Annotated in this window: 14 protein-coding genes; 2 read left to right on the top strand and 12 right to left on the bottom strand. The window is 68.0% G+C overall.

Annotated elements, in window-relative coordinates; translation table 11 throughout:
• Positions 1-118 precede the first annotated feature (118 nt).
• Both VPA02S_RS30970 and VPA02S_RS30965 read left to right on the top strand, forming a co-directional pair.
• Positions 119-1,225 carry an ABC transporter substrate-binding protein gene (locus tag VPA02S_RS30970; protein WP_062367343.1) on the top strand — a complete coding sequence of 369 codons (1,107 nt, stop codon included), beginning with the start codon at positions 119-121 and terminating at the stop codon, positions 1,223-1,225.
• Between the two features lie 135 nt (positions 1,226-1,360).
• A complete protein-coding gene (locus tag VPA02S_RS30965) occupies positions 1,361-2,476 on the top strand; it encodes an ABC transporter substrate-binding protein (RefSeq protein ID WP_015867465.1) in 1,116 nt (371 codons plus the stop codon).
• Positions 2,477-2,498: 22 nt separating this feature from the next.
• On the opposite strand, the gene VPA02S_RS32055 is transcribed toward VPA02S_RS30965, so the two are convergent.
• The 12 genes from VPA02S_RS32055 to VPA02S_RS30910 all read right to left on the bottom strand — a co-directional run bounded on the left by VPA02S_RS32055 (position 2,499) and on the right by VPA02S_RS30910 (position 11,966).
• Positions 2,499-2,648, bottom strand: a complete 150-nt coding sequence (locus tag VPA02S_RS32055) for a hypothetical protein (protein WP_015867466.1) — start codon at positions 2,646-2,648, stop codon at positions 2,499-2,501.
• A 123-nt stretch (positions 2,649-2,771) separates the two neighbouring features.
• Positions 2,772-4,466, bottom strand: coding sequence for an MFS transporter (locus tag VPA02S_RS30960; RefSeq protein ID WP_015867467.1), 1,695 nt, complete (start codon positions 4,464-4,466; stop codon positions 2,772-2,774).
• 166 nt (positions 4,467-4,632) lie between these two features.
• Positions 4,633-5,277: a 2-hydroxychromene-2-carboxylate isomerase gene (locus VPA02S_RS30955; protein ID WP_062367341.1), complete on the bottom strand. Its 645-nt coding sequence runs from the start codon at positions 5,275-5,277 to the stop codon at positions 4,633-4,635.
• Entirely contained in the window at positions 5,274-5,552 is a 279-nt protein-coding gene (locus tag VPA02S_RS30950) for a DUF1289 domain-containing protein (protein WP_027730325.1), read from the bottom strand. The genes VPA02S_RS30955 and VPA02S_RS30950 overlap by 4 nt, the downstream gene beginning before the upstream one ends.
• A complete protein-coding gene (locus VPA02S_RS30945; protein WP_062367339.1) occupies positions 5,549-6,037 on the bottom strand; it encodes a YbaK/EbsC family protein in 489 nt (162 codons plus the stop codon). The genes VPA02S_RS30950 and VPA02S_RS30945 overlap by 4 nt, the downstream gene beginning before the upstream one ends.
• A gap of 3 nt (positions 6,038-6,040) precedes the next feature.
• A complete protein-coding gene (locus VPA02S_RS30940) occupies positions 6,041-6,961 on the bottom strand; it encodes a hydroxymethylglutaryl-CoA lyase (protein ID WP_062367337.1) in 921 nt (306 codons plus the stop codon).
• A 139-nt stretch (positions 6,962-7,100) separates the two neighbouring features.
• Positions 7,101-7,394, bottom strand: coding sequence for an acylphosphatase (locus tag VPA02S_RS30935; RefSeq protein ID WP_062367335.1), 294 nt, complete (start codon positions 7,392-7,394; stop codon positions 7,101-7,103).
• Positions 7,395-7,407: 13 nt separating this feature from the next.
• Complete coding sequence (locus VPA02S_RS30930) at positions 7,408-8,577, bottom strand: acyl-CoA dehydrogenase family protein (protein ID WP_062367334.1); 1,170 nt, start codon at positions 8,575-8,577, stop codon at positions 7,408-7,410.
• Positions 8,574-9,800 carry a CaiB/BaiF CoA transferase family protein gene (locus VPA02S_RS30925; RefSeq protein WP_062367332.1) on the bottom strand — a complete coding sequence of 409 codons (1,227 nt, stop codon included), beginning with the start codon at positions 9,798-9,800 and terminating at the stop codon, positions 8,574-8,576. Before VPA02S_RS30925 ends, VPA02S_RS30930 begins: the two co-directional genes overlap by 4 nt.
• Positions 9,797-10,810: a Bug family tripartite tricarboxylate transporter substrate binding protein gene (locus VPA02S_RS30920; protein WP_062367330.1), complete on the bottom strand. Its 1,014-nt coding sequence runs from the start codon at positions 10,808-10,810 to the stop codon at positions 9,797-9,799. Before VPA02S_RS30920 ends, VPA02S_RS30925 begins: the two co-directional genes overlap by 4 nt.
• Positions 10,811-10,836: 26 nt before the next feature.
• Positions 10,837-11,220: a cupin domain-containing protein gene (locus tag VPA02S_RS30915; RefSeq protein WP_062367328.1), complete on the bottom strand. Its 384-nt coding sequence runs from the start codon at positions 11,218-11,220 to the stop codon at positions 10,837-10,839.
• Between the two features lie 8 nt (positions 11,221-11,228).
• Positions 11,229-11,966 (bottom strand): IclR family transcriptional regulator, encoded by a 738-nt coding sequence (locus VPA02S_RS30910; protein ID WP_015867477.1) that lies wholly within the window; start codon positions 11,964-11,966, stop codon positions 11,229-11,231.
• Positions 11,967-12,115: the final 149 nt, after the last annotated feature.

Below are 12,115 nucleotides of genomic sequence, written 5' to 3'. Positions count from 1 at the left end.
CGTGCACTCCGTCACATGGTCTGTGGCCGCGCAGGGGTTTGTACGGATTCCGCAAATAACACTTTATGTAACAAATAGCACCTTTGTTTACGTTCCAAACCCGCCCTTGAAGTTATCCATGAACAAGCTGCACGTTCTTTGCGCGGCCCTGCTCGCCCTGGCCGCCACATCCGCGCCGGCCCAGGTCCTGATCGGCCAGACCGCGGGCATGACCGGCTCGGTGGCCGCCAGCGTGAACGAAACCATCGGCGGCGCCCAGCTGTTGATCGATGCCGCGAACGCCCAGGGTGGCATCCACGGCGAGAAGATCGAGGTACTGCGCATGGACGACGGCTTCGACGTCAAGCGCGCCGCCGAGAACGCCCGCGTGCTGCTCGAGGAGAAGAAGGTGGTGGCGCTCTTCATGAGCCGCGGAACGCCGCATTCGCAGGCCATCATCCCGTGGCTCGACAAGCACGACGTGGCGCTGATCGGCCCTTCGACCGGCGCCATGGTGCTGCACAAGCCGGTGCAAAAGCACGTGTTCAACGTGCGCGCCACCTACCAGCGCGAAGCCGAGAAGGCGATCCAGCACCTGCTCACCACCGGCATCGCGCGCATCGCCGTGGTGCATGTGACCGATTCCTTCGGGCAGGACGCGCTCGAGGGCGCCATGACCGGCTTCGCCAAGGCGCAGGCCAAGCCCGTCGTGACCGTGCCGGCCGACCGCGAGAAGCCCGACTACAAGGCCATCGTGCCGGCCATCCGGGACGCCAATGCACAGGCGGTGCTGTGGATCGGCTCGGGCGTTGCCGTGGTCGAGGGCATCAAGGCGCTGCGCGCCTCCGGCTCGGCCGCGCAGGTGGTCACCCTGTCGAACAACGCCTCGTCGGGCTTCATCAAGCAGTTGGGCGATGCGAGCAGGGGCGTGATCGTGACCCAGGTGTTCCCGAACGAGCGCTCCATCAGCTACCCCATGGTCAAGGAAGCGCTGGCGCTGGCGCGCGCCAAGGGCCAGGCCGAGCTGTCGCCGGCCGCGCTCGAGGGCTTTGCCTCGGCCAAGGTGCTGCTCGAGGCGCTGCGCCGCGCCGGCCCCAAGCCGACGCGGGCCAAGGTGCTGGCGGCGCTCGAGAGCCTGCGCGGCTACGACCTCGGCGGGCTCGAGATCAGCTACTCGCCGCAGGACCATTCGGGCATCGACTTCGCCGATCTCGCAATCATCAGCGACGGCCGCTTCAAGCGCTGAGCGCGGCGCCGGCGGCGGCGCGAGGGCACTGTCAACTATGGTTTGACAGGGTTTCCACGAGCGAGTGATTGTCACTTGCGGCAACACATTACACATCTTCTGACAGAAGCATCCGCTTCGCCCAAAGGCTGTTCGATGATGAAGATGTTGTCCACGTCCCGCGCTGCTGCGCTGCTCTTCGCCCTGTCCGCGCTCGGCGCGTCGGCGCAGATCGTGATCGGCCAGTCGGCCGACCTGTCGGGCCCGGTGGCCGCCAGCGTGAAGGAAACCATCATGGGCTCGCAGCTGGTCATCGACCAGGTCAACGCCCAGGGCGGCATCAACGGCGAGCAGGTGGAGGTGATCCGGCTCGACGACGGCCTGGACGCGAAGCGCTCGCTGGAGAACACGCGCATCCTGATCGAGGACAAGAAGGTGCTGGCGCTGCTGCTCAACCGCGGCACGCCCAACACCCTGGCCGTGATCCCGCTGCTCGACAAGTACGGCGTGGCGCTGGTGGGCCCTTCCACCGGCGCGATGGCGCTGCACAAGCCGCTGCAGAAGAACATCTTCAACGTGCGCTCGACCTACCAGCGCGAGGCTGAAAAAGCGGTGCAGCACCTGCACACCACGGGCATCCAGCGCATTGCCGTGGTGCAGGCCGACGACTCCTTCGGCAAGGACGCGATGGAAGGCGCGAGCAAGGGCTTCGAGAAGGCCGGGCTCGCACCGGCGGTGCTGGCGCTGGCCGACCGCAGCAAGCCCGACTATTCGGCGATCGTGCCGCAGCTGGTCAAGGCCAATGCGCAGGCGGTGCTGTGGATCGGCTCGGGCACCGCGGTGACCGAAGGCGTGAAGGCGCTGCGGGCCGCGGGTTCGGCGGCGCAGATCATCACGCTGTCGAACAATGCGGCTTCGGGCTTCATCAAGGAGCTGGGCTCGGCCAGCGCCGGCGTGATCGTCACGCAGGTGCTGCCCTACGAGCGCTCGTTCGGCCATCCGCTGATCAAGGAAGCGATGGCGCTCGCCAAGGCCAAGGGGCAGACCGAGCTGTCGCCCGCGCTGCTCGAAGGCTTCGTCGCCACCAAGGTGATGGTGGAGGCGCTGCGCCGCACGGGGCCCAAGCCCACGCGCGCCCGGCTGATTGCCACGCTCAACAGCTTCCAGTACGACCTGGGCGGCAACATCGACGTGAGCTATTCGCCGACGGACCACACGGGCATCGACTACGTCGACCTGTCGATCATCAGCGAAGGCCGCTTCAAGCGCTGATCGCCGCCGCGCGGCGGCTTGCCTACTTGGGTGCGGCGGCGGGCGCGGGCTCGTGCTGCGCCGCGTCCCCGCCATGCTTCTCGCCCGACATGTCGATCTTGTCGCCGGCTTTCGAGATCACGTACAGGGCAATGGCGGCAAAGACGACGAAGCCGACAACGAGTTTCCACATGGGTTCTGTCTCCTGGGGATGGAATGCGGGGGTTCAAGAAAAAGGCCTCATGCCGACGGCATGAAGCCCCTTTGTTGAACGGAGGGCCGGCTCCCGCCGCCCTCCTGCACTGCCGAACGTGCGTCAGTCGTTCGCGTAGATGTCGACGTTCTTGGTTTCGCGGATGAACAGCGTGCCCACCACCAGCGTGACGCCCGCGATGATGATCGGATACCACAGGCCGTTGTACATGTTGCCGGTCGAGGCCACGATGGCGAAGGCAGTGGTCGGCAGCAGGCCGCCGAACCAGCCGTTGCCGATGTGGTAGGGCAGGCTCATCGAGGTGTAACGGATGCGGGTGGGGAACAGTTCCACCAGCATGGCGGCGATCGGGCCGTAGACCATGGTGACCAGCAGCACCAGCCAGAACAGCAGCGCGACCGTCAGCGGCTTGTTGATCTTGGCGGGGTCGGCCTTGGCCGGGTAGCCCGCGACCTTCAGGTCTTCGGCCACGCCCTTCTTGAAGGCGGCGATTTCCTTGGCGGAGGTCTCGTCGAACTTGAGGTTCACGACGTTGCCCACGGGCGCCTCGACCGACTTGTCGCCGATCTTCACGACCGCCTTCGAACCCGGCGCGCCGGCCACGTTCTCATAGCTCACCGAGTTCTGCACGAGGTAGCGCTTGGCGATGTCGCAGGAGCTCCTGAAGTCGATCTCTCGCGCCACCGGGTTGCCCTGGAACGAGCAGGTCGCGGGGTCGGCCGTGACGGTGACGCCGGCGGTGGCCTGCGCCTTGGCGAGGTCGGGGTTGGCGGCCTCGGTCAGCATCTTGAAGACCGGGAAGTAGGTGACCACGGCCAGCAGGCAGCCGGCCATGATGATCGGCTTGCGGCCGATCTTGTCCGACAGCGTGCCGAACACCACGAAGAACGGCGTGCCGATCAAAAGCGCGGCCGCGATCATCAGGTTGGCCGTGGTCGCGTCGACCTTGAGCTGCGCCGTCAGGAAGAAGAGCGCGTAGAACTGGCCCGAATACCAGACCACCGCCTGGCCCGCCGTGAGGCCGACCAGCGCCAGGATCACGATCTTGAGGTTCTTCCACTGGCCGAAGGACTCGGACAGCGGCGCCTTCGAGGTCTTGCCCTCGGCCTTCATCTTCTGGAAGGCGGGCGATTCGCTCAGCGACAGGCGGATCCACACCGAGACGCCCAGCAGCAGGATCGACACCAGGAACGGAATGCGCCAGCCCCAGTCGTTGAACACCGCTTCGCCGAGCCATTCGCGCACGCCCAGGATCACCAGCAGGCTCAGGAACAGCCCGAGCGTGGCGGTGGTTTGGATCCACGAGGTGTAGGCGCCGCGCTTGCCGTGCGGCGAGTGCTCGGCCACGTAGGTGGCGGCACCGCCGTACTCGCCGCCGAGCGCGAGGCCCTGCAGCATGCGCAGCGCGATCAGGATCACCGGCGCCGCGACGCCGATGGTCGCGTAGCTGGGCAACAGGCCGACGATGAAGGTCGACAGGCCCATGATCAGGATCGTGACCAGGAAGGTGTACTTGCGCCCGATCATGTCGCCGAGCCGGCCGAACACGATGGCGCCGAACGGCCGCACCAGGAAGCCCGCGGCAAACGCCAGCAGCGCGAAGATGAAGGCTGCGCCGGCATCGAGGCCGCTGAAGAACTGCTTCGCGATGATCGCGGCCAGCGAGCCGTAGAGGTAGAAGTCGTACCACTCGAACACCGTGCCAAGGGAGGAAGCGAAGATGACCTTCTTTTCCTCCGCGGACATGGGCCGGGGGGCCGGATGCGGCATCCCCCTCGAATCCAGTGTTGCTGCCATTTGCGTCGTCTCCTGTGTATGCGTTCGATCGGGCCCGGCATTCGGGACCGTGAAGCATTCTTGGAGGCGCGACTGACCCGAGCCTTTCGCGAAACTGAATCGGCGCTTACGGATTAAGGTGAAACCCGCGGGGTCCGTTTCAGCTTGTAAGAAATCGGCCTTCTGCTCAGCTTTTGCTGCTTCGCAGCAAGGACGGCCGCTGGTCGGCCGCGGCCCATTGCGGGCCGTCGAACCATGCGTCGCCGGCGAGGTAGGCGCGCAGCATCGCGAGGCCGTCGAAGCCCCAGAACAGGCGGCCGTCGACCCTGCAGGTCGGCGTGCCGAACACGCCCAGCTGCAGCGCTTCGTCGGTGTTGCGCTTGAGCAGCGCCTTGTTCTCGTCGCCGTTCATGTCGCGCTTCGGTTCCAGCTGCGCCGCCAGCGCAGCCAGGCGCGCGGCATCGCCGGCTTCCTCGCCGCCGCGCCACACGTTGCGCAGGATGGTCTCGGCCACCAGGCGGCTGATGCTGCCGTCGTCCGAGGTCGACAGCGCGAGCCGCAGGTGCGGCAGCGGGTTGTAGGGGTGCGAGGCCGGCATTTCGATCTGGATGCCGTTCGCATGGCCGAGCCAGAGCACATGGCGGTAGGTCCAGCTGCGCTTGGCCGGAATCTCGGCCGGGCCGAGCTGGCCGTGGTGCTTGAGGATGGCGCCGAGCAGCACCGGCTTGTAGGCCACGCTGCAGCTCAGGCCCTCGAGCGCCTGGGGCAGGTGCTCGAACGCAAGGTGCGCGTAGGGCGAGATGAAGTCGAGATAGAAGTCGATGTGCTTCATGCGTGCTTGTCTCCTGAGGGTTCCGGAATGCGCCAGAGGCCGGCCCGCGCCCGCAGCTCGATCGCGCGCCACACGCCGCGCCGCGCCGCGCCGTCCATCCGGCTCCAGCCCGCGATCTCGGGGAGGGTGCGCAGGCAGCCTTCGCAGAAGCCGCTCTGGCTGTCCATGCGGCAGACCGAGGTGCAGGGCGATGGCACATCGGGTGCATCGCCGGCGGCCGGGCGCTGTACCGCCTCGGCGCGTTCGGCCAGCGTCAGCGCGGCCTCGGCGTTCACACCACGTCCGCCACCGGCGCGCCGGTGAGCTTCTCGAGGTCTTGCGGGCGCAGCTGGAACACCGCATGCGGATGGCCCGCGGCAGCCCAGATCTCCTCGAAGCGGAACAGCTCGCGGTCGATCAGCACCACTGGCGGCGTGGCATGCGCCACCGGCGACACGCCGCCGATCGTGAAGCCGGTGCGCGCCTTCACGAACTCCGCATCGGCGCGGCCGGTCTTGCCGACCAGCGCATCGACTTTCTTCTCGTCGACGCGCTTGTCGCCCGAGGTGATGACCAGCACCGCCGCGTCGTCGCTCTTGCGCCGGAAGATGATGCTCTTGGCGATCTGCCCGACCAAAATGCCGAGCGCGTCGGCCGCCTGCTGGGCGGTGCGGCAGGCGTCGTCGAGCATGCGCGGCGAATGGGGGTGGCCCGCGTCCTGCAGCACACGGGAAACGCGCTGCACGCCCTCGGGCAGCGAATGGAGTTCAGCGCCGCACATCGTTCAACCCGCCCGTTTGATGCGCAGGGCCTTCGAGGCGCGCGAGTTCGGCTCGCGCCCCAGCGCCTCGCTGATGTACACGCCGGCGTCGATCAGCTTGTCCAGGTCGATGCCGGTCTCGATGCCCATGCCGTGCAGCATGTAGACCACATCTTCCGTGGCCACGTTGCCCGTCGCGCCCTTGGCGTAGGGACAGCCGCCCAGCCCGGCGGAGGACGACTGGAAGTTCCAGACCCCCAGCTCCAGCGAGGCCAGCGTGTTGACCAGCGCCTGGCCGTAGGTGTCGTGGAAGTGGCCCGAGATGTGGTCCACGTTGAAATGCGCCAGCGTGGCCTCGATGGCGGCCTTCACCTTGCGCGGCGTGCCCACGCCGATGGTGTCGGCCACGTCCACGCGCTGCACGCCGATGTCCTTCATCAGCTTTGCCAGCATGCCCACGCGCTCGGGTGCGACCTCGCCTTCGTAGGGGCAGCCCACGGTGCACGACATGGCGCCGCGCACATCGATGCCCTTCTCGCGCGCCGCGGCCACCACGGGCGCGAAGCGCTCGATGCTCTCGGCAATGGAGCAGTTGATGTTCTTCTGGCTGAAGGCCTCGCTCGCGGCGCCGAACACCACGATCTCGTCGGGCCACTCCTCGCGCGGCGCGGCAATGGCGGCCTCGAAGCCCTTCATGTTGGGCGTGAGCACCGAGTAGCGCACGCCGGGCTTGCGTTTGATGCCGTGCATCACCTCGGCGTTGTCGGCCATCTGCGGCACCCACTTGGGGCTCACGAAGCTGGTGACCTCGATCTCCTTCAGGCCGGCGTCCTGCAGGCGGTGCACGAGGCCGATCTTGATTTCGGCGGAGACCGGTTGCTTCTCGTTCTGCAGTCCGTCGCGCGGACCGACGTCGATGATCTGGACCTTGGCGGGGAGTTTCATGGGATGTCTCTGGGTTCGCTGGAGAAAGAAAAGAGCGTCCGCCGATTGTCGGCCGTCTGCGTCTTGCATGCTCGGCCGCGCCCGCCGCAGGGGTTGCAATGCCTGCCAGCGGCGTTGCAGATCGCGCCAGCGCCGCGGTTCACGCCGTTTCGCGCTGCACGAAATCCGATGGCGGCTCGGCGGGCGCGGGCGCCTCCACCGCATCGAGGGCATCCACGCGCGCGCCGTCCGGCCCGCTGCGGGCCCACGCGACCAGCGCATCGACCGCAGCGGCCGGGCCCGAGGCCAGCGCCTCCACGCTGCCGTCGCGGCGGTTGCGCACCCAGCCGCACACGCCCAGGCGCCGCGCGGCCTGCACCATCGACCAGCGATAGCCCACGCCCTGCACCAGGCCGCGGACGACGAGATGGCGGGTGACGGCGGATGGATTCATGGCATGGGCAACATCAGTACGACTTGGGCAGGCCGAGCGCCTTTTCCGCGATGAAGTTCAGGATCATCTGCGGACTGACCGGCGCAATGCGCGGAATGTAGCTCTCGCGCAGCAGGCGCTCGACATGGTATTCCTTCGCATAGCCCATGCCGCCGAGCGTGAGAACCGCGTTCTGGCAGGCGTCGTGCGCCGCCTCGGCCGCCAGGTACTTGGCGGCGTTGGCCTCGATGCCGCAGGGCTCGCCCGCGTCGTACAGCGTGGCGGCCTTGAACACCATCAGGTCGGCCGCCTCGAGGTTGGCCCAGGCGCGCGCGAGCGGGTGCGCCACGCCCTGGTTCTGGCCGATCGGCCGGCCGAACACGACGCGCTCCTGCGCGTACTGCGCCGCGATGCGCAGCGCGGCGCGGCCGATGCCGATGGCCTCGGCCGCAATCAATATGCGCTCGGGGTTGAGCCCGTGCAGGATGTATTCGAAGCCGCGCCCTTCCTCGCCTATGCGGTCTTCCTCCGGCACTTCGAGCCCGTCGATGAAGAGCATGTTCGAATCGACCGCCGCGCGGCCGAGCTTGTGGATCTCGCGCACCTCGACCTTGGCGCGGTCCAGCGGCGTGTAGAACAGCGTGAGCCCCTGCGTGGGCTTCTTCACCTGATCGAGCGGCGTGGTGCGCGTGAGGATCAGCATGCGGTCGGCCACCTGCGCGGTCGATATCCATATCTTGCGGCCATGCAGCAGATAGCTGCCGTTCGGCTGGCGCACCGCCTGCGTCTTGAGGCGGGTGGTGTCGAGCCCCGCGTCGGGCTCGGTCACGGCGAAGCAGGCCTTCTCGGTGCCCGCGATCAGCGGCGGCAGGAAACGCTGGCGCTGTGCCTCGCTGCCGAACACCACCACCGGGTTGAGCCCGAAGATGTTCATGTGCACCGACGAAGCGCCCGACATGCCCGCGCCCGACGCGCTGATGGCGCACATCATCAGCGCCGCCTCGGTGATGCCCAGGCCCGCGCCGCCCTGCGCCTCGGGCATCGCGATGCCGAGCCAGCCGCTGTCGGCCACGGCGCGGTGGAACTCGTGCGGGAATGCGGCGCGGTCGTCGTGGTCGCGCCAGTAGTCGGCGGGGAAGTCTTCGCACAGCCGCTCGATGGCGGCCACCAGCGAGCGCTGGTCTTCATTGAGGGAGAAGTTCATTCGTCGTTGTCCTTGGGTGGAGCCGGCTGCAGCGTGACGCCGCGCGCGAGCAGGTGGTCGATGGCTTCATCGCCATAGCCCGCTTCGCGCAGCAGCTCGACGCTCTGCTCGCCGATGCGCGGCGCCATGCGGCGGATGCCCGCGGGCGTGGCGCTGTAGCGTCCGACCGGCGCGAGCGTGCGGATGCGGCCTTCGCTCGGATGATCGAACTCGGGAAAGAAATCGACCGCGCGCAGGTGCGGATCGTCGATCAGGCTCTCGGTGCTGTGCAGGCGCGCGACGGGAATGTCGGCCGCTTCCAGCGCCGCCATCCATTCGTCGCTGCCGCGCGTGGCCATCACCTCGGCCACGAACGCATAGACCGCGCCGATGTTCGCGGCGCGCGCCGTGTGCGTGCCGAACATCGGCGAGGCGCGCAGCTCGGGCCGGCCGATCAGGTCGAAGAAGGCCTGCCAGTGCTTGTCGTTGTAGATCAGCACGCTCAGGTAGCCGTCGGCCGTGGCGTAGGGCTTGCGGTGCGCAGCGAGCAGGCGCGCATAGCCGGTGGGACCGAGCGGCGGCTCGAAGCTGTGGCCGCCCAGGTGGTCGCCCATCACGAACTGCGAGAGCGCCTCGAACATCGGCACCTCGACCGCCTGGCCGCGGCCCGTGCGCTGCGCGTGCAGCACGGCCGCGAGCAGCGCGATGGCGGCCTGCAGCCCCACGGCACGGTCGGCCAGCGTGACGGGCGCGTAGCGCGGTGCACCGCCGCTTTGCTGCGCGAACAGCGAGGCGACGCCGGCCGCGCCCTGGATCAGGTCGTCGTAGGCGGGCTTGCCGGCATAGGGGCCCTCTTCGCCATAGCCGAAGGCGCCGAGGTAGACGATCTTCGGATTGGCCGCGGCCACGGCCTCGTAGCCGAGCCCGAGCCGCGCCATCGCCTGCGGGCGCGTGTTGTAGATCAGCGCATCGCAGCCCGCCGCGAGCCTGAGGCACGCCTCGCGTCCTTCTGGCTGCTTGAGGTCGAGCACGATCGAGCGCTTGTTGCGGTTCAGGTGCAGCGACATCGCGCCCATGCCGGCATGGCGCATCGGGCCGACCGCGCGCAAGTTGTCGCCTGACGGTGGTTCGACCTTGATGATGTCGGCGCCAAGGTCGCCGAGCGTCTGCGTGGCGTAGGGGCCCATCACCACGGCCGTGAGGTCGAGGATGCGGATGCCGTCGAGTGGTCCAGCGGAGCTCATTCGGGCTGGATGCCGGCAGCCTGGATCAGCTTCTTCCACTTGGCCAGTTCCGAAACGGTGAACGCCCCCAGCTCTTCCGGCGTGCTGCCGAAGGCATCGAAGCCCAGCTTCGCCACGCGCTCGCGGAAGGCCGTGCCGTTCGCCATCTCCGACAGCACCTTGTTGAGCTTCAGCACCACATCGCGCGGCGTGCCGGCCGGCGCGAACACGCCGTTCCACGAGGTGATGTCGAAGCCCTTGAGCTCGGGCGTCTCGGCCAGCGGCGGCAGTTCCGGAAACAGCTTGGTGCGCTCCTGCGTGGTCACGGCAATCGCGCGCATCTTGCCGGCCTTCACCGTGGCGAGCCCCGCGGCCAGGTCGACCACCATCATCGACACCTGCCCGCCGATCAGGTCGGCAATGGCGGGCGGCGTGCTCTTGTAGGGCACGTGCAGCATCGGCACGCCGCTCATGCGCGAGAGCGTGGCGCCGCTCACGATGCCGGTGCTGTTGCCGCTCGCATAGGTCAGCTTGCCGGGGTGCGCGCGGCCCCAGGCCAGCAGTTCGGCCACGCTCCTCACCGGCAGCTCGTTGTTGACCACCAGCATGAACGGCAGGTTGCCCATGCGGCTCACGGGCGCGAAGTCCTTCACCGGGTCGTAGGGCAGCGACTTCATCAGGCTCGGATTGGCCGAGTGCGTGGTGTTGGTGGTCATGAAGAGCGTGTAGCCGTCGGGCGGCGCCTTGGCCACGAACTCGGCGGCGATCACGCCGTTGGCGCCCGCGCGGTTGTCGACGATGACCGAGGCCTTGAGCGCCTCGCCCAGCATCTGCGCCGTGATGCGCGCCACCGCGTCGGTGCCGCTGCCGGCCGCGAAGGGCACGATCAGCTTGATCGGCTGCTTCGGGTAGCCCTCCTGCGCAAAGGCCCAGGGCGCCGCGCCGGCCAGGCCCGCGGCGGCGCCGATGGAAATGAAACGGCGGCGGCTTGCCACCGCGACCGTGGTTGTCGCGTTCTTCATCGTCTGCATGGTTCTTGTCTCCGGGGGGTTGTCGTTCAGGGCCGGATCACGCGCTCCGGCGATTCCTCGTACGGCGGGCTGTAGATGACCAGCACGCGCACCGGCTCGTCGCTCACCACCGTGAAGGTGTGCATCGCATCGGCCGGAAAAAAGCAGCTGTCGCCCGGGTGCAGCTCCTGCCGCTGGCCGCCCACCTCGGCGACCGCGCGGCCTTCGAGCATGTAGCAGACCTGCTCGATGCCCGGGTGCGCATGGGGCAGCGCGCCCTTGCCCTTCTGGATGTGGCCGACCAGCACCTCGAGCTGCTTCGCGCCCACGGTCTCGGGGCCGATCAGCCGCTTGTTGAGCGTGCCGGTGTGGTTGGCCGGGTGGTAGCCGGCGATGTCGCTTTCGCGGACGAAGTAGCGTGAGGAGGTCATTGTTTCGATCAGCCTTTGTGTTCGATGGCCAGGCAGGCGGAGCGCAGCATGGCGGCCGCCTCGTCGATGCGCGGCTCGAGCCGGTAGCGCGGGCCCGCCACCGAAATGGCGTAGGCCTCGCCGCCGATGCGCAGCGGCCATGCAAGGCCGACGAGGTCGGGGATGCTTTCGCCGAGGTTGCCGTACCAGCCGCGCGCGGGCGAGCGTTCGAGCTCCTGCTCGATGGCCTCGGGCGTGGTCAGCGTGGCGTCGGTCAGCGGCGCCAGCGGCGTGGCGGCCAGCAGCTTGCGGCGCGCCTCGGGCGCGAGCGTGGAGAGCAGCGCGCGGCCCATCGAATTGGCGTAGGCCGGGCGCGTCTCGCCCGCTTCGGCGGAATAGCGGATGCTCTGCGGCGCGCTCAGCACTTCCAGGTAGACGACCGTGTTCGGGTCGCGGAACTTGCCGAACAGCACGGTCTCGCGCGCACCGTCGCGCAATTCCTCCAGCGCGGGCCGCACGCGGTCGAGCACCGGGTCGTGCGCCGCAATGACCTGCGCCATGGCCAGCAGCCGGCCGGTCGGGTAGTAGCCCTGGCGGCGGCCGGTTTCGTACATGTAGCCCTGCTCTTCGAGCGTGCGGATCAGCCCGAGGCAGCTGGACACCGGCATCTCGAGCAGGCGCGCCATCTCGGACAGCGCCAGCGGCTGCTTCTCCCGGGCAAAGAGCTCGACGATCTCGATCACGCGAAACGCTGTTTTCACAACCATGAAGAAATTTTCGCGTATGTGAAAAACAAAAGCCTCAGGGTTTGCCCCTGGCTGCGCCTCCTTTCAGCGTAATCGCCGGTAACGCATGCCGTCGTCAGTAGTTTGTCATCGGGCAGGCCCGACCCCGGGGCATGAAGCGTGGGTCGTGG

This window comes from Variovorax paradoxus NBRC 15149 (assembly GCF_001591365.1).
In the GTDB taxonomy this organism is placed as follows: domain Bacteria; phylum Pseudomonadota; class Gammaproteobacteria; order Burkholderiales; family Burkholderiaceae_C; genus Variovorax; species Variovorax paradoxus.
This window is presented reverse-complemented; position numbering and strand designations above follow the sequence as displayed.

Excerpts from the sequence above, each read along its gene's own strand:
- VPA02S_RS30970 (WP_062367343.1), top strand. The coding sequence starts at position 119 with ATGAACAAGCTGCACGTTCTTTGCGCGGCCCTGCTCGCCCTGGCCGCC.
- VPA02S_RS30965 (WP_015867465.1), top strand. The coding sequence starts at position 1,361 with ATGATGAAGATGTTGTCCACGTCCCGCGCTGCTGCGCTGCTCTTCGCC.
- VPA02S_RS32055 (WP_015867466.1), bottom strand. The coding sequence starts at position 2,648 with ATGTGGAAACTCGTTGTCGGCTTCGTCGTCTTTGCCGCCATTGCCCTG.
- VPA02S_RS30960 (WP_015867467.1), bottom strand. The coding sequence starts at position 4,466 with ATGGCAGCAACACTGGATTCGAGGGGGATGCCGCATCCGGCCCCCCGG.
- VPA02S_RS30955 (WP_062367341.1), bottom strand. The coding sequence starts at position 5,277 with ATGAAGCACATCGACTTCTATCTCGACTTCATCTCGCCCTACGCGCAC.
- VPA02S_RS30945 (WP_062367339.1), bottom strand. The coding sequence starts at position 6,037 with ATGTGCGGCGCTGAACTCCATTCGCTGCCCGAGGGCGTGCAGCGCGTT.
- VPA02S_RS30940 (WP_062367337.1), bottom strand. The coding sequence starts at position 6,961 with ATGAAACTCCCCGCCAAGGTCCAGATCATCGACGTCGGTCCGCGCGAC.
- VPA02S_RS30935 (WP_062367335.1), bottom strand. The coding sequence starts at position 7,394 with ATGAATCCATCCGCCGTCACCCGCCATCTCGTCGTCCGCGGCCTGGTG.
- VPA02S_RS30930 (WP_062367334.1), bottom strand. The coding sequence starts at position 8,577 with ATGAACTTCTCCCTCAATGAAGACCAGCGCTCGCTGGTGGCCGCCATC.
- VPA02S_RS30925 (WP_062367332.1), bottom strand. The coding sequence starts at position 9,800 with ATGAGCTCCGCTGGACCACTCGACGGCATCCGCATCCTCGACCTCACG.
- VPA02S_RS30920 (WP_062367330.1), bottom strand. The coding sequence starts at position 10,810 with ATGCAGACGATGAAGAACGCGACAACCACGGTCGCGGTGGCAAGCCGC.
- VPA02S_RS30915 (WP_062367328.1), bottom strand. The coding sequence starts at position 11,220 with ATGACCTCCTCACGCTACTTCGTCCGCGAAAGCGACATCGCCGGCTAC.
- VPA02S_RS30910 (WP_015867477.1), bottom strand. The coding sequence starts at position 11,966 with ATGGTTGTGAAAACAGCGTTTCGCGTGATCGAGATCGTCGAGCTCTTT.